The 26,322-nt window shown below is 41.8% G+C and carries 22 protein-coding genes, 2 tRNA genes and 1 pseudogene; 9 read left to right on the top strand and 16 right to left on the bottom strand.

Going from position 1 to position 26,322, the window contains the following annotated elements; all coding sequences use genetic code 11:
* Positions 1-771: 771 nt before the first annotated feature.
* Positions 772-1,257, top strand: a complete 486-nt coding sequence (locus K245_RS23935; protein ID WP_027359278.1) for a hypothetical protein — start codon at positions 772-774, stop codon at positions 1,255-1,257.
* Positions 1,258-1,279: 22 nt separating this feature from the next.
* On the opposite strand, the pseudogene K245_RS28555 reads toward K245_RS23935, so the two are convergent.
* Positions 1,280-1,420 (bottom strand): annotated as a pseudogene (locus K245_RS28555) (YgiT-type zinc finger protein); the annotation flags it as partial.
* Positions 1,421-1,923: 503 nt separating this feature from the next.
* On the opposite strand from K245_RS28555, the gene K245_RS26575 reads away from it, so the two are divergent.
* A complete protein-coding gene (locus K245_RS26575) occupies positions 1,924-2,634 on the top strand; it encodes a PAS domain S-box protein (RefSeq protein WP_027359279.1) in 711 nt (236 codons plus the stop codon).
* Positions 2,635-2,681: 47 nt separating this feature from the next.
* Entirely contained in the window at positions 2,682-3,572 is an 891-nt protein-coding gene (locus K245_RS0110600; RefSeq protein ID WP_027359280.1) for a substrate-binding periplasmic protein, read from the top strand.
* Here the strand turns inward: K245_RS0110600 and thiE are convergent.
* From thiE to lnt, 5 genes are all read right to left on the bottom strand, one after another.
* On the bottom strand, positions 3,562-5,181 hold the full coding sequence (gene thiE, locus K245_RS26580; protein WP_051284031.1) for a thiamine phosphate synthase: 1,620 nt from the start codon (positions 5,179-5,181) through the stop codon (positions 3,562-3,564). The two genes, K245_RS0110600 and thiE, sit on opposite strands and share 11 nt — an antisense overlap.
* On the bottom strand, positions 5,165-5,731 hold the full coding sequence (locus K245_RS0110610) for an HD domain-containing protein (RefSeq protein ID WP_027359281.1): 567 nt from the start codon (positions 5,729-5,731) through the stop codon (positions 5,165-5,167). Before K245_RS0110610 ends, thiE begins: the two co-directional genes overlap by 17 nt.
* Before the next feature lie 316 nt (positions 5,732-6,047).
* Positions 6,048-6,935 (bottom strand): DUF1186 domain-containing protein, encoded by an 888-nt coding sequence (locus K245_RS27720; RefSeq protein ID WP_051284032.1) that lies wholly within the window; start codon positions 6,933-6,935, stop codon positions 6,048-6,050.
* 126 nt (positions 6,936-7,061) lie between these two features.
* A protein-coding gene (prfB, locus tag K245_RS0110630) for a peptide chain release factor 2 (protein WP_408605757.1) occupies positions 7,062-8,166 on the bottom strand; the annotation gives its coding sequence in 2 pieces (ribosomal slippage) (positions 7,062-8,096 and positions 8,098-8,166; 1,104 coding nt in all).
* Positions 8,167-8,240: 74 nt separating this feature from the next.
* On the bottom strand, positions 8,241-9,749 hold the full coding sequence (lnt, locus tag K245_RS23955; RefSeq protein ID WP_232223818.1) for an apolipoprotein N-acyltransferase: 1,509 nt from the start codon (positions 9,747-9,749) through the stop codon (positions 8,241-8,243).
* Between the two features lie 327 nt (positions 9,750-10,076).
* Here lnt and K245_RS0110640 point away from each other — a divergent pair, with 327 nt between their 5' ends.
* The 3 genes from K245_RS0110640 to K245_RS0110660 all read left to right on the top strand — a co-directional run bounded on the left by K245_RS0110640 (position 10,077) and on the right by K245_RS0110660 (position 15,221).
* Positions 10,077-10,703, top strand: a complete 627-nt coding sequence (locus tag K245_RS0110640; protein ID WP_027359283.1) for a CDGSH iron-sulfur domain-containing protein — start codon at positions 10,077-10,079, stop codon at positions 10,701-10,703.
* Positions 10,704-11,425: 722 nt separating this feature from the next.
* Positions 11,426-12,739, top strand: coding sequence for an OmpP1/FadL family transporter (locus K245_RS23960; RefSeq protein WP_408605759.1), 1,314 nt, complete (start codon positions 11,426-11,428; stop codon positions 12,737-12,739).
* A gap of 1,153 nt (positions 12,740-13,892) precedes the next feature.
* On the top strand, positions 13,893-15,221 hold the full coding sequence (locus tag K245_RS0110660; protein WP_027359284.1) for an OmpP1/FadL family transporter: 1,329 nt from the start codon (positions 13,893-13,895) through the stop codon (positions 15,219-15,221).
* A gap of 59 nt (positions 15,222-15,280) precedes the next feature.
* On the opposite strand, the gene K245_RS23965 is transcribed toward K245_RS0110660, so the two are convergent.
* The 4 genes from K245_RS23965 to K245_RS0110680 form a co-directional block, all read right to left on the bottom strand.
* The gene (locus K245_RS23965; protein WP_051284035.1) at positions 15,281-15,835 is read right to left on the bottom strand and encodes a thermonuclease family protein; all 555 of its coding nucleotides are present in this window, start codon (positions 15,833-15,835) and stop codon (positions 15,281-15,283) included.
* Positions 15,836-15,903: 68 nt separating this feature from the next.
* The gene (locus K245_RS0110670) at positions 15,904-16,185 is read right to left on the bottom strand and encodes a transcriptional regulator (RefSeq protein ID WP_027359285.1); all 282 of its coding nucleotides are present in this window, start codon (positions 16,183-16,185) and stop codon (positions 15,904-15,906) included.
* A 21-nt stretch (positions 16,186-16,206) separates the two neighbouring features.
* The gene (locus tag K245_RS23970; protein ID WP_051284036.1) at positions 16,207-17,424 is read right to left on the bottom strand and encodes a THUMP domain-containing class I SAM-dependent RNA methyltransferase; all 1,218 of its coding nucleotides are present in this window, start codon (positions 17,422-17,424) and stop codon (positions 16,207-16,209) included.
* 2 nt (positions 17,425-17,426) lie between these two features.
* Entirely contained in the window at positions 17,427-19,196 is a 1,770-nt protein-coding gene (locus K245_RS0110680; protein ID WP_051284037.1) for a Na/Pi cotransporter family protein, read from the bottom strand.
* A gap of 220 nt (positions 19,197-19,416) precedes the next feature.
* Between K245_RS0110680 and K245_RS0110685 the strand changes: the two genes are divergently transcribed.
* Positions 19,417-19,965 (top strand): single-stranded DNA-binding protein, encoded by a 549-nt coding sequence (locus tag K245_RS0110685; RefSeq protein ID WP_027359287.1) that lies wholly within the window; start codon positions 19,417-19,419, stop codon positions 19,963-19,965.
* Between the two features lie 343 nt (positions 19,966-20,308).
* Here the strand turns inward: K245_RS0110685 and K245_RS0110695 are convergent, their stop codons facing one another.
* The 6 genes from K245_RS0110695 to K245_RS26585 all read right to left on the bottom strand — a co-directional run bounded on the left by K245_RS0110695 (position 20,309) and on the right by K245_RS26585 (position 25,248).
* Positions 20,309-20,740: a hypothetical protein gene (locus K245_RS0110695; protein WP_027359288.1), complete on the bottom strand. Its 432-nt coding sequence runs from the start codon at positions 20,738-20,740 to the stop codon at positions 20,309-20,311.
* Positions 20,737-22,098, bottom strand: coding sequence for a replication-associated recombination protein A (locus K245_RS23975; RefSeq protein WP_035276986.1), 1,362 nt, complete (start codon positions 22,096-22,098; stop codon positions 20,737-20,739). The genes K245_RS0110695 and K245_RS23975 overlap by 4 nt, the downstream gene beginning before the upstream one ends.
* A 3-nt stretch (positions 22,099-22,101) precedes the next feature.
* Positions 22,102-23,568: a ribosome biogenesis GTPase Der gene (der, locus tag K245_RS0110705; RefSeq protein WP_027359289.1), complete on the bottom strand. Its 1,467-nt coding sequence runs from the start codon at positions 23,566-23,568 to the stop codon at positions 22,102-22,104.
* Positions 23,569-23,915: 347 nt separating this feature from the next.
* Positions 23,916-23,993 (bottom strand) — tRNA-Glu (locus tag K245_RS0110710).
* A gap of 18 nt (positions 23,994-24,011) precedes the next feature.
* A tRNA-Lys gene (locus K245_RS0110715) sits at positions 24,012-24,087 on the bottom strand.
* Positions 24,088-24,279: 192 nt separating this feature from the next.
* Positions 24,280-25,248, bottom strand: a complete 969-nt coding sequence (locus K245_RS26585) for a biotin--[acetyl-CoA-carboxylase] ligase (RefSeq protein ID WP_051284038.1) — start codon at positions 25,246-25,248, stop codon at positions 24,280-24,282.
* A 346-nt stretch (positions 25,249-25,594) separates the two neighbouring features.
* Here K245_RS26585 and fliW point away from each other — a divergent pair, with 346 nt between their 5' ends.
* The gene (gene fliW, locus K245_RS0110730) at positions 25,595-26,038 is read left to right on the top strand and encodes a flagellar assembly protein FliW (RefSeq protein WP_051284039.1); all 444 of its coding nucleotides are present in this window, start codon (positions 25,595-25,597) and stop codon (positions 26,036-26,038) included.
* A gap of 32 nt (positions 26,039-26,070) precedes the next feature.
* On the top strand, positions 26,071-26,316 hold the full coding sequence (gene csrA / locus K245_RS0110735; protein ID WP_027359291.1) for a carbon storage regulator CsrA: 246 nt from the start codon (positions 26,071-26,073) through the stop codon (positions 26,314-26,316).
* Positions 26,317-26,322 lie beyond the last annotated feature (6 nt).

Genomic DNA, 26,322 nt, shown 5'->3' on the forward strand with positions numbered 1-26,322 from the left:
ATCGTCGCTTAACCTGTTTCGCCTCTGCCTATGCTCTGGGCATAATGTCCATTGCCGCCACTAAAAAAGTGGATGGGAGATTATTATTCTCTTGACTGGTGACAACCATATCAGGTCGGATTAGGACGCCCTTTGTCCGTAATCCGACGTTAAGCCGAGTGCCTCCGGCGGGTCGCTTTTTGTAAAAAGCTCCGCAAAAACTTTATGGTTTTGTTAGTAGGCAAAAAACTGATAATTTTAGAGTTTTAAAAATGTTAAGCCCATGAACTTTCAAATGTTACTGAGAATTGAGCATAAGCACATTATCTTATAATTTATTAAAAATCATATTAGATCTGGAAGTATTAAAATAATTTCAATATTCTTTCAGCAGCATAAAACATACTAAGCCAATTCTGAACTCGAAGCAAATTCAACTATCAATTGAGCATTGGGTATAATCAAAATAAGCTAACAAGCCGCCGAAATATAACGATTCCACCAGTAAATTGCGGCGCAGCCTATCTACCGTAGTTTTATTAACACTCTAATATTCATAAGGAGCAATCCAAGATGATTTGGAAATATTTCTTGGATGCCTGCTTGTATTGATTGGCACAATTTGGCGTCTTCTTAGGTCAAGGGAGTACATCAGTGATACCGAATACTTGTATATGGGTATAGTTTTTTGTCTGGTTTTGCTATAATGATGCTTGCAGCGGTTTTGTTTAGAATAATCAAGTAATTGTCGGGCGAAATGCTTTTAGTACTATTCGATATAGGAGCGTAATCATGAAACAAATACGTTGTTTTATCATTTTTATATCTTTCATTTTATTGGTTCAGTTTCTTGTATCCTGCGCCCCTCCTATAGGGAGAGCTTACACAGGATCATCATTACCAAGGAACAACGTTGCATACTTAATCTCATCAATGTCTGGAAATTATGTTGAAAGCATTGATGGTGTCATCGTGTCGAAAATAGACGAAAGAAATGGAAATTCATGCGGAATATATGAGATTTCGGTTGGCAAACATACAATTAACGCATCTTTCTGGCAGCAAATGCGAGGTACCAGCGGATGGGACAAGACAACTGCTGGAGGTGACGAGGGGCTTCCACTCACTTTTGTTGCCGAGCCGAGGCACATATACAGGCTTGCCAACAAACCATCTTGCCCAGAAGGGAAGTGGTGCCCCTTTGTAAAAGACATAACCGACAAGGTTGATGTCCCCAGCAATTACGAGTACGTTTATCAAAAGGCACAGGAACAATAACTATGCATTATAAAGAGCTGGATCAAAAATCGAGGGGTTTATCTGTTTGGTAAAATCCAGCATAGTCCCACCCACTGGTTCTTGTTGATTCGGCCGCATCAAGGACAACCTCACCGCAGGCAGGGCAAAAGTCGCCGATCACTGTCGGAATAATAGTTGCTTCGCTCTTGCAGAGCGTATGATAAAAAGCATAAGCACAGCAATTTTTACACCAAGTTTTCTACACACAAGCCATCAACTCTTTCAAACTCACGAATGTTATTAGTTACAAGAATAAGTCCTTCGCTGCGTTCGTGCCCGGCTATATGAATCCGGCTCTCTTTTTCTGGCCGTTTTTTACGATTCATGGCAATCTTTTTTCAAGGCAAGTGAATCCGCTCACACGCCATGGCCAACCATGTCCTCTACTTCAAGGAATGCGGGTCAACATATCAGCCCAAAATCAGAAATGCTCTAAAATCGAATGATAGAGGAAAAGATTTCAAACCAGTCACAAACAAAAAAAGAAATATTGAGTTTTACTCCTGATTTCATGTATTCTACTTACAAGAAAATCAAATCTTAAAAGAATCATTCTACCAAGTCTTTCAAGTTGCTTCGTTCTAAACGCAATACAGTTCGATATTTTCAGCTCTGAAAATCCAAAATCTCCGTATGGAGTCCTTCATGAATAATAAAAACAATAATCTGCTAAAAAGAATAAAAGAACTTGAGAAAGAAAATCTGGAACTGAGATCCCAGCTTTCCAGGAATATAAATGCGGAATACGAATCAACGCAAATCGACCAGAAATTCATGGACTGCGAAGACAGATTTCAGGCCGTTGTGGATCACTCCCCGCTTGCCATTCTTTACACAGATAAAAATGGCATAATCACAACCTGCAACAGAAAAGCCGAAATCCTTTTGGGGACAACAAGGGAAAAGCTTGTTGGATTTTCATATAAAAACGTAGCTGATCTCAAAATCAAAGATTCAGTCAAAAAAGCTCTCGCAGGTGATCAAAACCATTTTGAGGATGAATATATTACTATCACAGGAAATAAGACCTTCAACATAAGCGCCATTTTCAGCCCGTCTTTTTCCCATGATGGTTCAGTATCCGGCGTAATAGGAATTTTTGATGACATTTCCGAACGCCTTCACATGGAAAAAGAAAGAAATCTGCTGATATGCGAACTCAGGTCATCCATTTCAAAGGTAAAATCCCTAAGCGGTCTTATTCCGATATGCGCTTCCTGCAAAAAAATAAGAGATGACAACGGATACTGGAATCAGCTTGAGGAATATATTCGCAAACATCCTGATGTAGAATTCACAAACGGGGTATGCCCTGAATGCATGAAAAAACTTTATCCCGGAGATTCAGGAAAATAGATTCTGCCCCATCCTTTCATCACGAAGATGCAATAAATGGAGTTAATATGAACAAAATAAGTCATTTAGTGATCATATCCCTGCTAATCATATCTGCACTTTTGTTTGCGGTGCCGCACGCATCATCAAAAGATCTTCAAGTGATATACCCGGCCAGGGAATCAGAATACGACACACGGGATGATGACCTTGTTGAGATTCTGAAGACTGCTCTTGACAAGACAATCCCGACAGACGGTCCATATACAATGAGGCCATCCATCCAGATGAATGAAGGCCGCTGCAGACAGGAGCTGAAATCAGGAGTTCTTGTCAATATCATCTGGTCTGTGGCAACAAAAGAGGCAGAAGCAGAATTCCTTTCCGTAAAAATACCATTAAGAAAGGGGATTCTGGGTTACAGGGTATTCCTGATAAGAAAACAGGATAAAGATAAATTTGCGGCAGTGAAAACACTGGATGATCTGAAAAAATTTTCTGTGGGTCAGGGGCATACATGGAATGATCTTGCCGTTTTCAAGGCGAATGGCATAGATACGGTGACAGGAAATGACTATGAAAGACTTTTTGAAATGCTTATGATTGGAAGATTCGACTATTTCTCAAGGGGTATAAATGAGGCCCCGGCAGAACTTGCAGACAGAAAGGACAAGTATCCGGATATGATGCTTGAGGAAAATCTCCTTCTTTATTATCCCTGGCCCAAATTCTTCTATGTTAACAAGCATGATAAAACCCTTGCTGACCGGGTTGAGAGAGGTCTCAAAATCATGATAAAAGACGGATCATTTGATGACCTTTTTAATAAATTCAATCAAAAACACATTGACGCTGTAAATCTTAAAAACAGACGGCTCATAAAACTTGACAATCCCATGCTGCCCTCATCTGTGCCGCTTGACAGGAAAGAACTGTGGTACGATCCTTTCAATAATTAGGTTTACCAGAAATATGGTCGAAAGCTTTTATGCCTGAAGGAAGATTTTCAAGCCTTTTTCCTGAAAATAATCCGCATTTTCCAACTTTGAAAGCTGATGGCAGATGCTTTTTTATTTCTCCAAAAACCTTTTCTTCGCAGCAAAAAAGAAGTTCGTAGTCTTCTCCGCCTTGAACAGCTTCTTTCAATGAATCAAGATTGTAAATATCGCAAAATATTTGCATTTCTTCATGAATCGGAAATCCTGAAGGATCAAGACTTATGGTTATCCCAGAAGCCTCGGCCATCCTGAAAACATCAGCTGCTATTCCATCGCTTATGTCCATCACGCAGTCCACATTGTATTTCTCAAGGACAGACGCGGCATCGAATCTGGCTCTGGGATTTCTGAACGCCGAATCAATAGATCCTCCATCAAAAAGGCCATTTACTTGATGGATGGAATTATAAAGAAGCCCACATCTTGAAAGGCCTGTAAATCCGGTTAAATATACCCCGTATCCAGGTTTTGCATTTGATCTTAAAGGGAAAATATCAGAGCCTTCACCAACCGCAAAAAGTTCAAGACTCAGAACCAAGCTTTTTGTGATATTGCCCCCTCCAAGCCCGCATCCGTATTTTTCCAGGGAATCCTGAATGCCGGAGTAAAGATCCCGCACCTTGGATTTTGTAAAACCTTCGGGAATTCCAAGATTAAGAAAAATGGCAAGAGGCCTTGCGTATGACGCAGCAAGATCGCTTAAACATACGGAAACTGCCTTTCTTCCTATTTCAAAGGGTGACTGCCATGAAAGCTTGAAATGGACATTTTCAATCTGGCTGTCAGTGCTGATTACAGGACGCATGATTTTATCAAGGAGGCAAGCGTCATCGCCGGGCTGAATCTTTATTATTCTGCTGAAATCCTCATGGCCGGGTGTCCTTTTCAGCACATCTTTCAGCAGTTCATTCTCATCAACATAAAACTCTTCACTGTTTCTGACAGTTCCGAGCGCAGAGCCAAACTCAAAAGCTGCTTTCAAAGGATCTTCGGCCCTTGATATGGCGCTTATCATGCAGACTCCGCAGGCTCCGTTTTCAATGCACTGTTTTGCCTTTTCAGGAGTAATTCCGCCTATGGCAACAACAGGCAAAGGAGAAACCTCGCAGATCGCGGCAAGGCCTGAACATCCGATGGCAGGACTGGCGTCAGTCTTGGTTCCTGTTGGGAATACTGGCCCTGCGCCAAGATAATCGCAATATTCTATTTCAGTCTTTTTATATTCCAGAAGCGAAGAAACAGAAATACCGATTATGGCATCTTCTCCCATGATTTCCCGGACGACATCAGGTGGATCGTCATTCTGTCCGATATGTACTCCGTCCGCGCCTACTGCCTTTGCGAGAAGAACATCATCATTAATTATAAAAAACACGCCTCTTTTTTTGCAGATAATTGCTGCTTCGAGGGCTTCTTTATATCTTGAAATAGCGCCGGATTTATTTCTGTACTGGATTATCGTTGCTCCGCCGTCAATGGCAGCTTTTATCTGATCAGCAACTGGAAGAGAGGCTGCTTCGTCAGTAATGAAATAAAATCTGAGGATTTCTTTATTAAATCTGCGAGGCATGGGATTCCCCAGAGAACATCAAATGCCATTGCCTGAACCGTTCGGCATTGTCAGCTCCGAATTTTGCCATTTCCTTCAAAACCTTATCATAGGATTCTTCCTGACCGAACTGCTTTGGATTTTTAGAAAAAAACTTATCTGAATAACAGATTATGATTTCTTCAATCGAAGTTGGCAGCATATCCCTATGTGGAATCGGCAGGTCATTTCTTATTATGTCATCTTTAGTAAGACCTGTTCCGGTGTGGTGCTCACTAACCAGGGCATGCCTGGGCAGACCTTCTTTTTCAAGAATTTCCCGGCCAAGATATCCGTGGCAGATATAAGGCATATCACCATGGCATCCTATATCAGGCGCGTGTGTCAGATAAACGCCTATGTCATGAAGCATGGATGCCTCGGCCACAAAGCCCACATCAACGTTTTTCATGGCTGAGGCTATTTTTACGGCCTTTCTGGTGACATCCTGACTGTGACGAAGAAGTATCTCAAATCCCAGACTTGAAGTGTCGTAGTACTTTTTCAGAATATTGTAGGCTTTTACTCTCAATTGAAAACCTTTTACTTAAATAAGCTGGAGCAATAATCAGCGATGACTCAGATTTTTTTGATATACTTCACATCGTCATAAATTGAACTCTTCTTTTAGATGAAAGGTCAAAGGCCGCTTTTTGAAAAAAGCTTGGCAAAAACTTTTCGGTTATGGATTCTTTTGCTTAAAAAACTTATGCTTCCAATCCGTAATAAAAAGCCATAAAAGTTCTGGGCAAGATCTGGAAAACCCTTTTTCAAAAGGGGTTTCCAGTAATAATGCAAAAACAGGCTGACTCATTTCAAATGCTCAGGCTATGACATTGATGAGTATATTAAGCTTTCCCAAGACAGCATTTTTTATATTTTTTCCCGCTTCCGCATGGGCAAAGATCATTTCTGCCGGTTTTATTGTCATTTCTTACGGACGCATTTTTTTTAGAAGAATTTCGATCTTTTTTGTTTTCTGGCTGATTAAAACAAGCCCAACCTCTTAATTCGCTGATCGTGTCGTCTATTGATCGGTATTTATAGGAATTTCTTTTTTCAAGGTCATAAAGAATCTCATCCTTACCCTTTCCTATGGCCTCCTGGATACTTTCAAAACCCATGAAAAATGGATCAACAAGACCTTCATCAAATGCTCTTTTTATTTCAGAAAACACTTCTTCAGGATACAGGCGGCAGCTGTAACTTGCCAGAGCATCCCATACATGGGAAGCATGTCTTTCGAGCTTAGTATTGAAAAGCTCTTTATAATAATCAATTATTTCCGAGCGGCTTTTTTGCCCTGTGGCAACCATAATTAAGAGACATTTGAGGCCTGCTGCCCTTACAAATTCGTTAGCATTACTGTTTTCTACCAGTGATTTTAAAGGTTCTATATCTCCGTGGCACACTGAGTAAAAAATCTTCCCAAGATCCTCGGTAACGACATCACCTGTAAAATCAAGGACTGAGTCCCCTGGAATCGAAAACAATCTTATGAGGAGGGGGTACGCCTTTTTCTCCCTGAACTGGGCAAGAAGATACATGGCATAAATATGTGCAAAATACGCGTCTTCCATAACCAGACGGTCAAAATTTTCAATGGAGTATTCAATAACGCCAAGCAGAAGAGGGATGGCCTCATCACGGTTATCGATGATCTCAATCAAAGCCCCACGCGGAAAAGCACCATCATTATTATAACTAAGTTTTTCCAACGCTTTCTGAATACTCATTGTGATCCCTGCAAATACTGCTTAATCATTTTAAATTTTTAGGTTGAAGCCTGTCAAAGATTTTGAACGAATTATTAATTTGGGGCGAACAATTCATGCCACCCCAAATGAATCATTATTAAGTCTTCATTGTTTTGTTGCCTTGGAGAGCAACACGCCTTCAATAAAAGGATCAAGATCCCCGTCAAGAACAGCCTGAACATTACCAACCTCAAGACTTATCCTGTGATCCTTTACAAGCTGGTAAGGATGCATCACATAGGATCTGATCTGGCTTCCCCATGCTATATCGTCCTTGCCGTCATGCATTGCCTGAATTTTTGCGTCCTGCTTCTGCTTCTCGTGCTGATAGAGCCTTGATTTAAGAACGCTCATGGCTATTTCACGGTTTCTGTGCTGGGAAGATTCCTGCTGACACTGAACAACAATGCCTGTGGGAAGATGTGTAATGCGGATCGCACTGCTGGTTTTGTTTACATGCTGACCACCTGCTCCGCTGGCTCTGAATACATCCACTCGCAGATCTTTTTCTTCAACATCCACGACTATTTCCTGATTAAGCTCAGGATAGACAAAAACCGAGGCAAAGGAAGTATGGCGCTTGCCTGCGGCATTGAATGGAGAGATTCTGACCAGTCTGTGAACTCCGGTTTCAGCTTTCAAATAACCAAAGGCATTATCTCCGCTTGCCATGAAAGTAACGCTCTTTATACCAGCCTCATCGCCAGGCTGATAATCGATGAGTGATTTTTTAAAGCCCTTGCGTTCAACCCATCTTGAATACATTCTAAAAAGTATTTCAGCCCAGTCCTGGGAATCTGTTCCGCCAGCGCCAGCGTTTATGGAAATTATGGCGTTGCTGTTGTCATCCGGATCATCCAGCATGAGTGACAGATAGAATTTATGGAGTTTGATCTCCATTTCAGAAACCTGGGACGATATTTCCGCAATGGAAGAAGCATCGTCTTCTTCAACGGAAAGTTCGAGAAGCTCGTCACAGTCCGTAATTTCTGTATGAAGACCTTTCCAGACATCAAGGATACCCATTATATGGGTTCTTTCCTTAAGAACAGGCTTTGCCTTTTCAGGATCATCCCAGAAATTTTTCTGGGAAATCATTGCTTCTATTTCTCGCAGTCTGTGACTCTTGCCTTCAAAGTCAAAGAAACTCCTTGAGCTGATTTGTTCTCTGCGCGATTTCCTTAATTTTCTGCTTTATTTCCGTAGACATAGCCATATCCTTTCTTTATTCAGCTTGGAAGAATCCTTGAAAACAGCCTTTTCACTATAAAAGGCATGGAGATTCTATTTTTTTGATAATCGTACTAACAATCCTGATGCAAAACACATGATCAAAGCCGCAAAACAGACAGCAATGAACAAATCGCCGTGTTCAGTATAAAAAGAAGCTTCCTTTAGAACCGGAACATCTCCGACTCTTATTGCATCTTCATAAAGGCCAGTTACAGAACGGACCTGACCAGATGGAAGCACAAAGCCTGTATATCCCGTATTTGCGCATCGTATCAGGGTTCTTCTGTTCTCTATTGCCCTGAAAGCACTGATTGCAAAATGCTGGGAAGGTGCGCCGGTTTTGCCGAACCAGGCATCATTGGTCACATTCACGATAAGATCTGCACCATTTTTTACCATTAGCCTTGAGAGTCTTGGAAAGATAACTTCATAGCATATCTGGGTACCAATTTTCAAGGAAGCGGTTTCAAGAATCCGTCCTGGATCACCAGTTGAAAAATCGCCCTCAAGCGGAACTATCTTCCCTATAAAAGGAATCCAGTCCTTTAGAGGTGTGTATTCTCCAAATGGAACGAGATGGGTTTTATCGTATCTGCCCTTTATTTTTCCTTCTTTATCCATTGAATACACGCTGTTGAAATATTCGGGCTCTTTGTTTTTGAAAATAACGTAAGGACTTCCAAAAACAAGATCAACACCGATATCTTTCACAGAATCGAGAAATGCCTTTGTGAGCGACTTGTCAAAAAGAAAATAAAAAGGTGCCGCCGTTTCGGGCCAGACAACAAAATCAGGCTTTTCCTCCGCAGCCCGTTTAGTCATGGCAACATATTTTTCAATTGTGAATATCTGAAAAGCAGGATCCCATTTTACTGACTGATCAATATTCCCCTGGATCATGGCAATTTTTGATCTGCCCGCATTCGATTCTTTTGCCGATATTTCTTGAAGTCTTGACTGTCCGTAATAAAAATAACCCGCAAAAAATATGGCAAAGAATAATAGAACACACGAGCCTGAAACTCCAAAAGCACGACATCCAATAGTTTTTGCTTTTGCGGCAAGGCTGATAGCCCAGTATATGAAACCATTAAACAAGACAATTCCGAAGGTCACGGCATAAACACCAGCGAGGTCAGCCACCTGTATCAAAGATAGCTTTTCATGCTGGGAATATCCAAGGAAGCCCCATGGAAATCCTGTGAAAATAATCCCCCTTGCATAGTCCGTGCAAACCCATACAAGAGCAAAAGCAAGAGCAGTCAGAAACGGCCTGCCCTTGAAAAATGACGCGGCAAAAACAGACAAAGAAGAATACAAAGCTATATAACTGGCAAGAAGAACAAGAACCGGAATACAGAATATATAAGGAAGAAACCCGTAGACATGCATTGTGTATACAATCCATGAAAACAGGGTCATGCTGTGAAAAAGCCCCATGACAAAACCCTTAAGGGCGGCCTGCCTGTGGCTGTCTTCTGATATGGAAAAAAGAACAGGAACCAGGGCTATCCATGCGACATAAGACATGAATCCGCCACTGAAAGCAGACGTAAGCATTATCCCGCTTAAAGCAGGCCAAAAATATTTGCGCAGACCTGTAACAATAATATTATTAAAGTGCATTAACTGCCTCGTTTATGGGTTATGCCTTTGTTTAATTTCATCTGTATGCCAAAAGCCTTTGGCACAGGCAATTTGAATGCCTTGTGGCCATAGGTTTGTCAATGGTTTTCACCTGTATTATATAATGAAGTTACATAACGAGTCCTTTACAGAAATTTTAGCGTATGTTATTTTTTGGAGTAAATTCAGTCCTTCTTTTTATTCCTGTTAAAGCCTTCGCAGCCATCATGACCATCCCAATAAATCCAAAAGGAGCTTTATATGAGCGATAAAGAATTAAAGATAGAAGCTACTCCCCAGATTATTTTCACAAAATACAGCCCTTACATGATCACTGATCTGAAGTCCCTGAAAGATGAAAAAGGCGATGCCCTTGAAACAGGTTCGGTTATTTCCCTTTGCAGATGTGGATATTCCGCATACAGGCCATATTGCGACGGTTCCCATGCCAAAGTTGTCTTTGTAGGTGAAAAGGCTGATGACAGAACCCCTAATAAATTAAAGGATTACAAAGGGAAGGACATTACAATACACGACAACAGAGGCGTCTGTTCCCATGACGGCAGCTGCATAAAGCTGCTTCCCTCTGTATTCAGAAGCAAGGAAAGACCATGGATCAACCCGGATGGAGCAGGCGTTGCTGAAATCATCAGCGCCATAGAAAAATGCCCTTCAGGTGCTCTCAGCTATACAATAGGAAGCAGAAGATACCAGGATCTGGATCAGATTCCATCCATAACTGCTCTTGATAACGGACCTTTAGTGGTAACCGGCGGCATAATAATAAAAGATGACATGGAATCGAAACCAGAATGCTCCGAACACTACACCCTTTGCGCCTGTGGCAAATCCAAAAACAAGCCATTCTGTGACGGTTCACACGAATAAAAATTTATCAGGAGCTCTTTTAAGCCTGGGGGCTAAGAGCTCCATGACTTTTCAAAGTCTTCTGCTATCTTTCAGTCTGACAAAGTCTCAAAAAATCCTATTCCTGTCATTCCGGCGCAGGCCGGAATCCAGAAGTGTCTGAAAATACAAAGATGCCGGATCAAGTGCGGCATAAAGATGACGACTTATTCTGACTTTTTGCGAATCCATCAATCTTAAACCATTGGATCATATAAAAACACATCAGACATAACTAATATTTATTCTTATATATTAAGGAGCATATTATTATAGACATGTGTTCACCTTCCACACAAAAATTTTTCATTAAAAATAAAATTTTCAGGAATAAATCGAGACTCTCGATATTTTGATTCTATTTTCTGCAAAATCATCAAGCACTGTTCGAATCCCTAATTTCCCACACATCATACTTTTGTATGACACTTAAAAATCCAGTAAAAAAACGGTCAATAGGCCGAAAAATATTTTATGATTCATTTTATAGAATATTAATAACAACTAAACAATTGACATTCCGAAACACCGATACTACAGCACCCATAACAGTGAACATGAGTTCACCATTTGAACCTGAAACAAGCAGAGGTTTTACGATTCAAAAAGTAATCGCAATATGAAGCTGATAACGGTTTTAGAAAACCGAAAATAGATAAATTCAAGGGGGAAAAGTGATTAAGAGAAGTTTTATTTTTACGATTATGGCGCTGTTGACCACGGTCAATGCCTCGTACGCAGGATGCGTACAGACATTTGGTGTCGGTTCTACGGCAAAAGGGCAGGCAGAAGCATTTACAGCAAAAGCAGATGACTATTCAGCCTGTTATTACAATCCTGCGGGCCTTACCCAGATCAAAAGCCCTACCCTTTCTGCGACTGTCAATTTTTATGATGCAGAAGCTAAAATTAAGAATTTCGAGATTAATTCAAGCATGACTGGCAACGCAAACCTTAACACATTTGGAGCATCAAGAATGCACTCCACTGGAGAGCCTCTTTTTACCCCAACCATGGGTTTTGCCATGCCGATAGACAATAACTGGAGTTTCGGTATTGCGGGATACTCACCATATGGTCTTCGTGTTCTCTGGGATCATAACCCGGCTAAAAACTCTACAGCTCTCTATGCATGGGAATCTACATACTACAGAACAGTAATCAACCCGACCGCAGCATACAAGGTTAACGAGACTCTTTCTCTTGGTTTTGGCGTCAGCATGGGCCACTCCGTAGCAGATGCGGGAAGAACTCTTCCTCTGAATCCTCTTACCGGCGCGCCAGGACTCACTGCAGTAAAACTTGAAACAGAAGATGACTTCAACTATTCGTTTAATGCAGGCGTTCTCTACAAACCGAACAAAGACCTTTCCATGGGACTCACATACAGAAGCGTCACAAACACGGATTTCGAGGGTGATTTCTATGTTGGAGGAAAAAGAGTTGCGCCTGCCGAGATGCAGTATGACCATCCTCAGTCAGTACAGGGTGGTATCCGCTACAACTTCACCAATACCCTCGCAGTTGAAACAGACCTTGTATGGACAAATTGGGACATAAACAGAATGCAGGTGGAAAAAACCCCAATGTCACCAACCGGAGCCATAGTATATGATCGCGACTGGGAAAATACGGTACAGTACAAAATAGGTACTGAATGGAAGGCGACAGAAGCGATCGCACTCCGCGCTGGTTACGCCTATGACCCCACTCCTGTTCCTGAAGAGACTTTTGATATTGGCTGGCCTGACACAGACAGAAGTATGTATACAATAGGTCTTGGCTGGACAATGTCAGAAAAATGGAGCCTTGACACAGCGCTTCAATACATCAGAAGTACACCGATGAGAAGCATAAGCGGAAGCTCGAACCTCAACCATGTGTACGGTTCTCTCATAGAAACTTATACAAAAATGAATCCGTCCATCCCGGATATTCCTGCTGACACAGTAAACACCACAATGAAAATGGAAGGGCTGATGGTTGCATACAGCCTAACCATGAACTATAAGTTCTAATAATACTAAATGTATAACTATAAAAACGGGGGGCTGCTGCCTCCCGTTTTTAATTTGAATCGGTCGACCATTTTTTTCATATAAAAAGCCGCTACCACCAAAAGCAAGCTCATTTCCAATTTTTTTATCAATCACAAATGCCGGGATCTATAGATGAATATCATTTTTCCTGAACCCCATATATTTGCCCTCAACAGATAATTCCAATTTAAAATCAAGAGCGCAATGATTTGGAAGGCCTTGTATGGTGTATTTGCCTTAAAAAAACCAATTCGGAGGTCGGATTAGAGCGTCCTTTGCTCGTAATCCGACATTGATCCGAATGCCTTGCGGTGCGCTTTTTGAAAAAAGCTCTGAAAAAACTTTCATGATACTGATCCACCAAAAAGCTATGAAGACAGCTCTTGAAAAACATGAAGTTTGGGGAGAGGTCTCTAACAACGTTTTTTCAATTAGATGTTTCCCGAAATAATATCTTAAATACAAACATTGATGGACTCGCAACAACTCAAAAAAGGCAGCGGCGTCATGCCGGACTTGATCCTGCATCTTTGTATTTTCAGATGCTTCTGGATTCCGGCCTGCGCCGGAATGACGGTAATCGGACTTTTTGCGACCTTGCCCAATATTGATCCTTTGGAATAGAAATGGAATAAGACATAAATCGATTCCTGAAACACAAAAATAACTCGTGAACAAGAAAAACAAAGATTTATAATAATTTAAAACCAGACAAACGGTTCATATTAGTAAAACAGTAAGTTCAAATCACACTCATTCATCCCAAGAACTTTTTTTCTCCCCAGCGACCATCGCCTTGCACACAAGCTAAATACAGGGCGATCTTTTCATTTTATAGTGGCTGAGAACAGTTCGATTATTAATCATAAAGACCTGTTATTTAAATATAAAATACTAAAATCAAAGAAAATAGGCCTCCCGGCCGAATCCATGAACATAAATTCATTTAATGAATATTTAATTCATATTAGTAATTGACATTACACAGACCCAATAATAAATCCGCCTTACTAACCGGTGTTTAGAGATTAAATCCCTACTTTTTTCAGGATTATCCGGTTCAGACAGCAAGCATTACCACGAGCTGATAACGGTTGTAAAAACCGGGAATACATAACAAGGAGGAGGACAAATGTTAAAGAAGAGCTTTGTTTTTTCACTACTGGCAGCACTTACTGCCGCCAACACCGCATATTCGGGATGTGTCCAGTCGTTCGGGACAGGCGCCGTGGCTAAGGGACAATCCGAGGCTGTCGTTGCCCAGGCCAATGACCCTTACGCAGTATATTACAATCCTGCCGGTCTCACCCAGATAGACAGCCCCATGCTGTCAACTTCGATAAATATTTATGATGCTGAAGCAAAAATCAAAAATTTTGAGATAAATTCAACAAAGACCGGGGACACGAACCTCAACACAATGGGGCCTTCGAGGATGCACTCAACTGGAGAGCCGCTTGTAACTCCAACCATGGGCTTTGCCATGCCAATAAATAATATCTGGAGTTTCGGCATAGCAGCTTACTCACCATACGGACTGAGGGTTTTGTGGGATCATGATCCGAACCAGAACTCAACTGCGCTTTACTCGTGGGAATCAACCTACTACAGGACTGTTGTCAGCCCAACCGCAGCATACAAAATAAGTGACAAGCTCTCTGCCGGGCTTGGAGTGAGTCTCGGACATTCAGTCTTCCACACAGGAAAGACTGTCCCTGCCAATCCGCTTACAGGAGCCCCTGGCCTGACCGCTCTGAAGCTTGAAGCTGAAGACGATTTCAATTATTCCTTCAACGTCGGAATTCTTTACAAACCAAACGACGATATATCCATGGGACTAACATACAGAAGCGTTACAAACACTGATTTTGAAGGAGACATTTACATTGCAGGCAAAAAAACCGCGCCTGTAAGCATAAAATATGACCATCCGCAATCTGTTCAGGGCGGGATACGCTATAATTTCCTGAGCGACCTTGCGATTGAAACAGACCTTGTCTGGACAAACTGGGATATTAACAGAAACCAGATAGAAAAAACCCCAATGGCTCCGGGCGGAGCTTTCCATCATGCCAGAGACTGGGAAAACACAGTCCAGTACAAGATAGGAGCTGAATGGCAGGCCACAGAATCAATTATCCTAAGATCAGGATATACCTATGACCCAAGTCCTGTTCCTGATGAAACCTTTGACATAGGCTGGCCAGACACTGACAGAAGTGTTTACAACATAGGCATGGGCTGGATGTTCAATCAGTCATGGAGCGTAGACAGCGCACTCATCTATGTAAGAAGCACACCGATGAGAAACGTCTCGGGCAGTTCTGAACTAAATCATGTTTATGGAACCCTGGTTGAAAAATATACCCAGGGAGCTGTTCCATCAGATACTGTAAATGTAAAACTCAAGGATGAAGGACTTCTTGTGGGTTACAGTCTCACAGTCAATTATAAATTCTGACAAGGCCACAAAAAAATACGGGAGGTTTCCAAGGAAGCCTCCCCACTTATCACGAAGGCTTATTTGAGCAAACGCTCAACGAGATCCCAGAAACCTTTATCCGAATCCTTTTTAGCATGCCTGAATTCCCAGGGAGGCAAAGGGTCAGAATCATTCCACAATCCTTTTTTGTCCCTTTTTGCTTCTTCTTCGAGGTCAATCCACTTTCTGCATTCAGATTTGGAGCAATATCTTCTGTAAACCCAAGCGTGGCCTTTTTTAACCATTTCTTCATTAATGGTCTTGTTGCCAAGATAGATTATTCCCACAGAGCGGCCATATTTATCTCCGGCTACTATTTCAATATCAACCTCTTTCCTGTTAATCATTCCTGAAAGAGCCTTTTTGGATTTTTGACCATAGGCCTGATTTTTTTCAGGAGCATCGATGCCGAAAAGCCTGACTTTAAGTGGTTGACCATCTTCTGTCACAGCAGTGACCGTATCTCCGTCCGCAACCTTTATTACCCTTGCGCTAAAAGGATATCCATATCCTGATGAAAGCATTAAAAATATGGATGTAATACTGACAAGCCTAACCAGATTTTGCCCCAGTTTTTTTACAATTCTATTCATTTTGTCTAAAACCTGAAAATAAAAAGGGGCGCACGGCTTAAAACCGCACGCCCCTTAAAAGTTAAAAATTATCTTATCCAGAAAGAAGCAGGCGAAATCTTCGTGTTCCTGCACCCTGGACATTTACCTGGCTTTGATGGTCTTGACCTGTCTTTAAAAATAAAACCGCAGATTCCGCACTGGGATGGGTTAATACGGAGTTTTTTGTTCTGGGTTTTCACACTGATGCTTATGTGTGAAAGATGATCCATAACATCTGTCTCACTGACATGAAGTGTTTTTGAGAGGTCACGCACAGTCATTTCCCGATCCTCAAGACACTCCACGATTCTCTGACGGACGGTTCCCATATTCCGGCCTCCATAAAAAGATTATATGTTCGCGATCAAAACTTTAAGTTTTAATCCGCCGTGAAATACATCATGTAATCTCATTTCTTTGAAAGGCAGTCTTACTGAGAAAAAATCTCCGGGAGCGATAATTGCGAGCTTCCATCCTTTAAAATCAAGTTTCAGTTTCCGGCATACATTGATAAAAAACTGTTTCCCCTGATAAATATTTCCTAAACGCTTACCATAGGGCGGATTCAGGACTATGAGTCCTTTCTCTCCGGAAAAATTTTTCCCGCTTATCTCGAAAAAATCCATCTGCACAGGCAAAACGATATCATAGAGATCTGATTTTTCAATATTTCTTTTAAAAAGATCAAGGCTCCTGGAATCCAGATCCGAAGCATAAATTATTTTTTTATCAGCAGGTATAATTCCTTCTCCGGCCCTTGAGCGCATATGCTCCCATCGCCTTTCCATGAAAGATGGCCAGTCAGTGAATGCAAAATCCCTGAAATAACCGGCTGGTATTCTTTTAGACATCATTGCCGCTTCTATGGAAAAAGTACCTGTCCCGCACATGGGATCCACAAGAGTCATCCCCTCAATATACCCGGCCATTGACAATACGCCTGCTGCAAGCGTTTCCCTGATCGGAGCCATGCCTGAGCCTTCCTTTAAACCTCTTTTATAAAGAGGCTCACCAGAAGTATTCAGGGAGATGACAAAATTATCGTTATTACCTCTTACAAAAATATGCTGCTTTTTTTTTGTTTCGTCCACAGGGCCAAGAATATCAGCAAGCCAGGAAGTTATTCTATCAGCCAGAGCATCTGAATGATATATTCTGCATTTTGAGCATTTCACAGACACTTCGGGCCTGCAACCAGACGCAAGATAAAGCTCCCACGGAATATTAAAAAATTCTTTTTCAAATTTTGAAAATGACTGGGCATCGAATTCATCTACACGCATCAAAATCCTTGTGGCTGTTCTGAGGTGAAGATTTGCGGCATAAATATCAGCAAGGCTCGCATCAAATTCTATCCCGCCGTTCTCAACTGACTTTATATCTATTGACTTCGCTTCTGGCGACCTCGTTTCTGGTGACCTAATGTCTATTTCAGCAGACAAGGCTTTCAGCTCGTCAACGCACAGTTCTTCGAGTCCAGGAGCGACTACGGCATAAAAGCTGTGAGGTTTCCCGACTATTCTTCTTTTTACCCTTTTTTCAAAGGCTGTTCTTGATATGTCAGACATGCTTAATGTTTATCAGTCGCGCCAAGAAAGGTTTTTGCAATATTTGATGTATAAACGATAATCTGGGTCATCAGATTCATAAGCTCCATATGGACTTCGTGGGTTTCCCTTGATTCAATTCTATTATTCATTATCCTGTCAAGGTGCTTTATTCTGTACTGGGACTCAAGGGAAAGATATTTTCTTTCCTTGGCCATGATAATGCCTGCCTTTTCGTAATCTCTTTCAGAAAATGCCTCTTTCAGGAGTCTTATCTGTTTGCACATTTTCTGATGGTATATCAGAAGCTCTTCCCTGCCTTCTGGTGAAAAATCTTTCTCAAGCGCTTTTTTCTTTGGAATAAGTGGTATCACATTCCTTGATATCAGATTGGCCACGCTTTCCATATCTTTTACTATTGAAATCATTGCATAGACATTCTTGCTTTCACTCTCTGAAAGAGTTTGCTTAGCCATTTTTATGAGATAATCACTTATGACATCTTCAAGATAGTCAACTTCCTTTCGCCTCATTTCTATACCATCGACAAGGGAAAGATGGGGGTATTCCTTATCTTTTTTCTCTTCATTCACAGCAAACGGAACGGCCGAAGCCTTTATCATCTTTTCAAGGGTGGCCGCCATTCTTGAAATTTCGACCCTTGCAAGGTCTATTGCAGTTGAAGGGGCTACAATTTTGCTTTCATCAAGGAAAGAAACATACATTTTGGCATCTCCCGGCTCCTCAATGGCAGGGAAGATCCTTATCATGAGCCTCGCAAGCAGCTCTGTGAAAGGAATAAAAAGAACTCCGATTCCAATATTGAAGAATGTATGAACATTCGCAATCTGACGGGACAAATCTGATCCGAATAAAGACGCAATCCATCTGATAAATTCTGAAAACTGAGGCACAAAAGGCAAAAATATCAGGGCTCCTACAAGTTTAAAGAAAAAATAGGTCGCAGCCACCCTCTTCCCTTCCCTGCTTCCTCCGATCCCAGCAAAAAATGCTGTTATGCATTTTCCAAGATTTGAACCTATAATAAGAGGAATACTGGCTTCAAGACCCACAAGTCCCTGGGAAGCCATTATCATAAGAATTCCAGTAAAAGCGTTACTGCTTTGAATAACAGCCGAAACAAATGCCCCTGCAACAAATCCTACAAATGGGTCATCCAAACCATTCAGAAAACCAACTATAGGCTCGTATGTCTTTAATGGAGACATGGTCTCAGCCATTATTCTCATGCCATAAAAAAGCAGACCAAAACCAAGTGCTGCCTCTCCATAATTCTTATATCTGTCATTCTTGGCAAAAAGCCGTGCAGCATAGCCGACGGCAATAAGTGCAAGGGCATAGTCTCCGAGATTGAAGGCTATGAGCTGGGCATTCATGGTCGCGCCAATACCTGCGCCAAGTATGATGCTTAATGTCTGGGCAAACCGCATCAGACCGCTCTCTACAAAGCTGACAAGCATTACAATTGCCGCGTTACTGGACTGAATAACCATTGTGACAAAAATACCGGCAAAAAGTCCTCGCACAGGATTTCTTGTAAGATCTGCAAGAAGCTCGCGCATTCTTCCGCCAGCAGATTTTTTCATCCCGTTTTCCATCAATTCTATGCCGAGAAGAAAAAAAACAAGTCCGCCCACAAGCCCCATGGCTATCAAAAACCATGAAATACCATGACCGATCTTATCGTCCGCAAAAACTGGAGCTGCCATGACCAAAAGAAATAAAGTCAGGAAAAACAGCCATTTATTATTAAGTATATTATATATTTTCATTAACTCTCTCGTTTAGTCTTTACAAATAGCCAGATTGACACCCGAAGCATTATACAGTATTAAAAAAAAGTTTCATACAAGCTTGCATTCAAAAACTGAAAATTATCCGCCTAAAACCGCTTCTGACTTCTCGTTCTAATGATTTCAGGGATTAACGGGCAATACGGCCACAGGAATGCGAGATTCTCTATTAAAACAAATCCCGATTCAGGAGGAATATATGGCTGGTGTCAATAAAGTTATCATCATGGGGAATCTTGGTCGTGACCCTGAGCTTTCGTATACCCAAGGCGGCATGGCTGTATGCAAGTTCTCCATTGCCACTTCAAAAAGAAAAAAAGATGGCACAGATGTGACTTCCTGGCACAGATGTACTGCCTTCGGAAGGACAGCTGAAATAATCACCCAGTATGTCGGCAAAGGCAGTCAGCTTTATGTCGAAGGGGAACTTTCGTACGGACAATATGAAAAAGACGGGATAGTGCGCTATACCACAGACATCTACGTAAACGAATTCGCATTTGTGGGAGCAGCCAAGGGTGGCCAGCAAAGCTATGACAGCCAGATGGGCCAGCCTCCTCAGCAGAGCTATCAACCGCCCCAACAAAATTTTCAAGCGCCTCAGCAGCAGTATCAGCAGAGACCAAACCAGCAACAGGCATTCAATCAGCCACCACAGCAGCAGCAGAATTACCAGCAGGCTCCGCCTTCATATCCTGAGGATGATTTCACTTTCACCCCTCCCAAGGATGACGACATTCCTTTTTAAAAGGCTATGCTCCCCTTAGATGTTGAAAAGCGAAATAATAATCCTTTTTGGATTTATGGATCCTGGGGAACTTTTTGTAAAAAGTTCCTTAAGTCCCCTCAAAAACTTTATTTTTTTATTATTATCAGACGCAAGTGCCCTAAAACTGTGCATACACTGTCTAATTACCTGAAAGTTTTTGCGGAGCTTTTTTCAAAAAGCGACCCGCCGGAGGCAGCTTTTTATTAAAAGTATTAGTTAGGTATTGGAATGATAATAATATTCCTCACTTAACGGGAACAGAGCCTTTTAAAAAAGTCATGAAGAGCATGGGGTATTTCATACCCTGTGCTTCTATAAACTTCTATATCCCATACCCAGTATTGAAACAGGAAAGCCCCTTTACCGGGATAGGCCTGAAAGACTTTGTTTCAGGATCTGCGACCCAGGCATTAAGCACATCAGTGGAAATTTCTTTTTTGCCGGAATGTCTAACAATGGCAATAATGTCGTTTCTGATGACGCCGTCAAGTTGGCATTCTCCGTGATTCAATTCATATCCTTTGGACAGTCTTGGTACTGGCATCGAGGCAATTATTTTCCCGGAATAATCCACAATTCGGAATATTTTTTCCTCCCCGCATTCAACTTCCTGAACTACCGGACTATTTTCCTTTTCAGGATAGATAAGCCAACCTGATAATTCGTTGCAGTCTTTATCCTCAGCACAAACAAACGAAACAAAACCATTTATAAAAAAGCCGCACAGAACAGTAAGTACAAACAATTTCCTCAAGAAGATTCTCCCTTTTTTGACTTTGCCTTGATAGCGAGCCATCCTTCGAGCCTCTGCTTCACGAGCTTTTCGTATCCTCTTTCCGTGGGTATGTAGTATCTTTTGCCTTCAAGGCCTTTCGGCATGTATTCCTGGGAAGCATATCCATCTTTAAAATCATGGGCATATTTATAATCCTTGCCATAGCCAAGCCCTTTCATCATGGATGTGGGAGCGTTTCTTATATGCATGGGGACAGGAAGATATCCGGTTTCCTCAGCCTCTGCCGCGACTTTTTTGAAAGCCATGTACAGACTGTTGCTTTTTGGTGCAGTGGCAAGATATACGGCTGCATGGGCAAGAGCCAGATCTCCTTCCGGATGACCGAGAAACTTGAAGGTCTCAACTGCGTTCAAGGCTACCTGAAGAGCTGAAGAGTCCGCCATCCCTATATCTTCGGATGCAAATCTGACCATGCGCCTTGCTATGTAAAATGGATCCTCACCAGATCCAAGCATCCTTGCAAGCCAGTAAAGCGCTGCGTCCGGATCACTCCCCCTGAGGCTTTTATGAAATGCTGAAATAATATTATAATGCTGCTCACCGGATTTGTCGTAGAAAGAGCTTTTTCTGCTTAGAGCCGTTTTTACAATCTCTTCTGTCGCTATTTTATCCTCATTTTCAAGGGATGAAACATAGGATGCGGTGGCTTCGAGGCTTCCCAGCGCAAATCTTGCGTCACCACCTGAAATGGACGCGATATATGCAATGGCTGAATCCGTAAATGAAGTTCCTGATGATGCGAGACCATTTGAGGAATCTTCCAAGGCTCTTTTAAGGATTTTTATTATGGATCCATCCGAAAGGGATTCCATGACAACAATCCTGCACCTTGAAAGAAGGGCCGGAATTATTTCAAAGGACGGATTTTCAGTTGTTGCGCCAATGAGGGTTAGTAGACCACTTTCGACGTGGGGAAGAAAGGCATCCTGCTGGGATTTATTGAATCTGTGGATCTCGTCCACAAAAAGAATTGTTCTTTTTCCTGATGTGCGCCTGGCTTCATTTGCCTCATCAATTATCTGGCGGACATCTTTTACGCCCGAAAGAACCGCTGAAATCTGGATAAATCTGGATTTTGTTTTTTTAGCGACTATCCTGGCGAGAGTGGTTTTTCCGCATCCTGGAGGCCCCCATAGAATCATGGAAAAAAGCTGATCATTTTCTATGGAGAGCCTTATTATTGAACCGTCCGCAACAACCTGCTCCTGACCTGAGAACTCATCCAGGGATGCTGGCCGCATTCTTTCTGCGAGGGGAGCGTAGGTTTCTCCCCTGTTCTTTTTAACGTCAAAAAGATCACTTGAATCAGGCTTCAAGGACTACACCTCTGCGTTTCTTCCAATTTTTCTCTTTGCCTGATCCTTGCGCTCTGACTTTTTCTTTTCTTTGTTGCGGCAGTATTTTTTGGTTCTGTCGTCTTTATTTTTGCTGTGGTACTTTTCATTTTTGACTGAAGCAAAATCTATTCGCCCGGTTTTTTCCCTGAAAATAAGCTTTATGGGAGTCTGATCCAGCCCGAGAGTTTCCTTGAGCTGATTGGACAGATATCTTTCATAGGAAAAATGAATTCCGCCGGGAAAATTGACAAATATGACAAATGACGGCGGCTTTGAGGCAACCTGGGTCGCATAAAAAATTTTGACCCTTTTACCTTTATAAAAAGGAGGTTCCCTTCTTTCTGTTGCTTGTTCAATGATTTTGTTCACTGCTGATGTTGAACTTCTGCTTGTGAACTGCTTGTGAACTTCATTGATGATTTCAAAAATCTTTGGAACTCTCTGACCAGTTACGGCAGAAACCATCGCAACCGGAGCGAATCCAAGAAACTTTGCCTTATATCTGAGATCCTCGGTAAATTCTTTTGCAGAATGAGTATCCTTTTCCACAAGATCCCATTTATTGAATACAAATATACAGCCACAGCCTCTTTCATGGGCATAGCCAGCTATGGTTATATCCTGCTCGGTAACACCTTCGGACGCATCAATAAGAATCAGGGCAACATCGCATCTTTCAAGGCTTTTCAATGTTTTCAGAACGGAAAATTTTTCGAGCTTTTCAGAAACTCTGGCGCGTCTTCTTATGCCCGCAGTATCAATGAGAAGATATTCCCGGCCAGCGACGTTACATATTGTATCTATACTGTCTCTGGTTGTTCCGGCAACCTCACTCACGACAAGGCGCTTTTCATTGAGTATTTTATTGATTATTGAAGACTTGCCTACATTAGGTCGTCCGACAACAGCTACCTTTATTGGCTTATTGGCGTCATCAACATCTTCTTCAGGCTCTTCCGGGAAATCCGCAATCAGATCATCCAGAAGGTCATTCATTCCGAAACCATGCTCTCCTGAAACAGGATAAAACTGGTCAAGGCCAAGCTCATAAAAATCAGACAGCTTGCCTTCTTCCGAAGGGCTGTCAATTTTGTTCACAACATAAAAAACCGGCGGGGCGGCATTTCTTAAAAGGCCTATAACATCAGCATCAAATGGAGAAATTCCGGTCTTTCCATCAAGAACCATAATAATTGCATCTGCATTCTCTATGGCCTGATTTACCTGAAAACGTATTTCAGCCGCAAATGCATCTTCGTCATCCACAAGATATCCGCCTGTATCGACAAGGGTAAACCCAACGCCATTCCAGAAGGCTTCACTGTAATGCCTGTCCCTTGTTACTCCGGGAATATCATCGACAAGCGCTGTTCTTGATTTGGTTATTCTGTTGAAAATTGTGGACTTGCCAACATTGGGACGTCCGATTATCGCTACAACCGGTTTCATTTGATACCTCTCGAATGCTTTTATTCATGCAGCTGTAATTAATTCGTTGTTCTTCCGGCTGCTTTTAGAGCGCCTCTAAAATTGCCTTTTTGCGCGTTAACTGCGTCAGCGTCGTACTCGAAGCCTCATTTATACCGCATAAACTCCGGTTCTCCGTGCGCCGCTTCCTTGTTAACACTTCAAAAATTCTAATTGCTATAGGCACCCTTTAGTATAAAAGATGGGCAGGAGATTTGAAAATCAACACAACGCATTAGCATTATTCAGAAAAAAACATAAAAAGCAAGACTTGCCGTGCTATAAAAATAAAAAAGCATCTGGCTTTGCCAGATGCCTTGATATCTTTTTGGCGTCCCCAAGGGGATTCGAACCCCTGTCGCCGGCGTGAAAGGCCGGTGTCCTGGACCGGGCTAGACGATGGGGACGCAAAGTAAACGTTTTTTTGGTGGGTCGTGCTGGACTCGAACCAGCGACTCTCTGCTTAAAAGGCAGATACTCTACCGACTGAGTTAACGACCCGAGTACACGCTTAGAGTACTTAAACTTCTTTATCGGGTCAAGTTTTTTGTTCGAAGTCACCAACAACCCGTCGAAGATGTGAGGGTATTTACATGGGTTGCTTATTCATGTCAATATTTTATTTTCATAAAATTATATTTTTTAAAAAAATATCCAAAAAAAGCATGGCGGCCCAGCAAAAGATCTTTAGAATCAGATACTTATATCGCAATACGAATGAATGCAATCACCAGACGCAACACTTATGATATCTCCGCCCCCTGTCCTTACAAGCAATAATCCAAATTCATCAACACCAATGGCCTCACCGGATAAGACGCCTCCAGGCCTTTCAATAGTCACCTTTCTGCCTATTGTCGCTGAATACGCCCTTGTTTCAGAAATCCAGTCTCTTGAGGATAATTCAGAGTATGCTTCATGCAGCCTTAGAAGAAAGTTATCAAAAAACTTTTTTCTTGCGACTTCTTTTCCAAGAATGCTCCTGACAGAAGAAACCGGCTGATCAACTTCAGGCAGAGCATTGTTAACATTTATTCCAAGGCCAATTATCACATATTTGACAGTTGCGCCTTCGATCACAGAATCTGATATAATTCCGGCAAGCTTACCGCCTCCAGCCAGAATATCGTTGGGCCATTTGCAGAAAGCATCGACTCCATACACACCCCTTAATAATGAAGCCAGAACCGCACATACCATGAAGTTGACCCTGAAGCTTAACCCAGGTGCAATATCCGGCCTCAGAATTATCGAGCAGTAGATCCCGCCCGGAGATGAAACCCATTGCCTGCCGTTTCTGCCACGACCGCCCCCTTGCGATTCTGCAACAACGACTGTAAAATCCAAAGCGCCTACTGATGCCAGTCCGGCCGCCACGTCCATCGTACTTGAGCATTCAGGATAATAATAATATCTGCCATTAAGCCTGGGGATACTGCCAGATGAAATGTCATGCTCTCCTTTTCTTTGAAGAATCAGGTCTTCACTGATCTCGGACAACCCGAGAAACTGTAGTCTGTCAATCACATCCCAGGGTCTATCCGTCATTCTGCCGAGAAGTTCATAAAAATACGTCAGGGGAAATCCTTCTTTTTTTGAAGCAAGAATTTCATATGCATAATTGACACAGAATCTGAAAGGGTCTTCAAAATGTCTTTTCATGACTCGCATGACTCATACTTAAAATCAAAATATGGATTAATATTCCTATCAACACTTGTAAAAAGACTTTTTTTCGAATAAATATAATACATAATATTTTCCTTTTTAGGCATTTTACAAGGAATTATGCTTGGCCAGCATCGTATATACCATATAGTTACCTATATAGCGGCTGATTCATAATTTCAGGATACCAGTAATCATTCCCGGCTGACAGGCTTTATTACATTGGCGCCAAACAAATAAAAATCCGGCCAAGATACAGGCCATCGCTCAGACCGGACAAATATCCCTAATAAGACAGATCCCAAAGAATGCCTTACTTTTTTTTACGGAGGAATACTGATTGGAAAACGTAATAAAAATCGATACAACGAGATTCGGAGAGCTTCAAATAGACGGGAAGGACATATACACAATGCCTGAAGGAATTCTGGGTTTTTCCTCCCAGCGCAGATACGTCATCATAGATCATCACAGCAACAGCTTTTTCAAGTGGCTGCAATCTGTTGACAAACCCGATCTTGCTTTTGTAATCGCCAATCCAGCCACTTTCATGCCTGATTACAGTTTTGAGCTTAGCCAGAACGACATGGATAAAATCAAGGTTGAAAAAGAAGAGGACTGCATCGTGGCTGTCATTCTCGTTATACCAAGCAATCCTGATCTGATAACAGCAAATCTTAAAGGCCCCATAGTATTCAACGTAAAAGAGAAACTGGCCAAACAGATTGTACTTGCTGACAGTGAATACAGTGTGGAATACAGGATTTTCGGGGACGCGGAATAAAAACAGGCTCTATTTAAATCAAGGAATATAAAATGCTCGTTTTATCAAGGCAAATCAATGAAGCCATTACAATCGGGGATGAGATAGAAATATCCGTGATAGAAATAAAGGGCGGAAAAGTGCGCATAGGTATTAATGCGCCTAGAAACATCGCTGTTTACAGAAAGGAAGTGTATCTCGAAATAAAGGCGCAGAACTTGGCCGCCGCTTCACAGGGTACGGATATGAACGAGCTTGACCAATTATTTAACACAAAATTAAAAAACAGGCTGAAATAGACTTTA

It is taken from the genome of Desulforegula conservatrix Mb1Pa (assembly GCF_000426225.1).
GTDB classification, from domain to species: Bacteria; Desulfobacterota; Desulfobacteria; order Desulfobacterales; family Desulforegulaceae; genus Desulforegula; species Desulforegula conservatrix.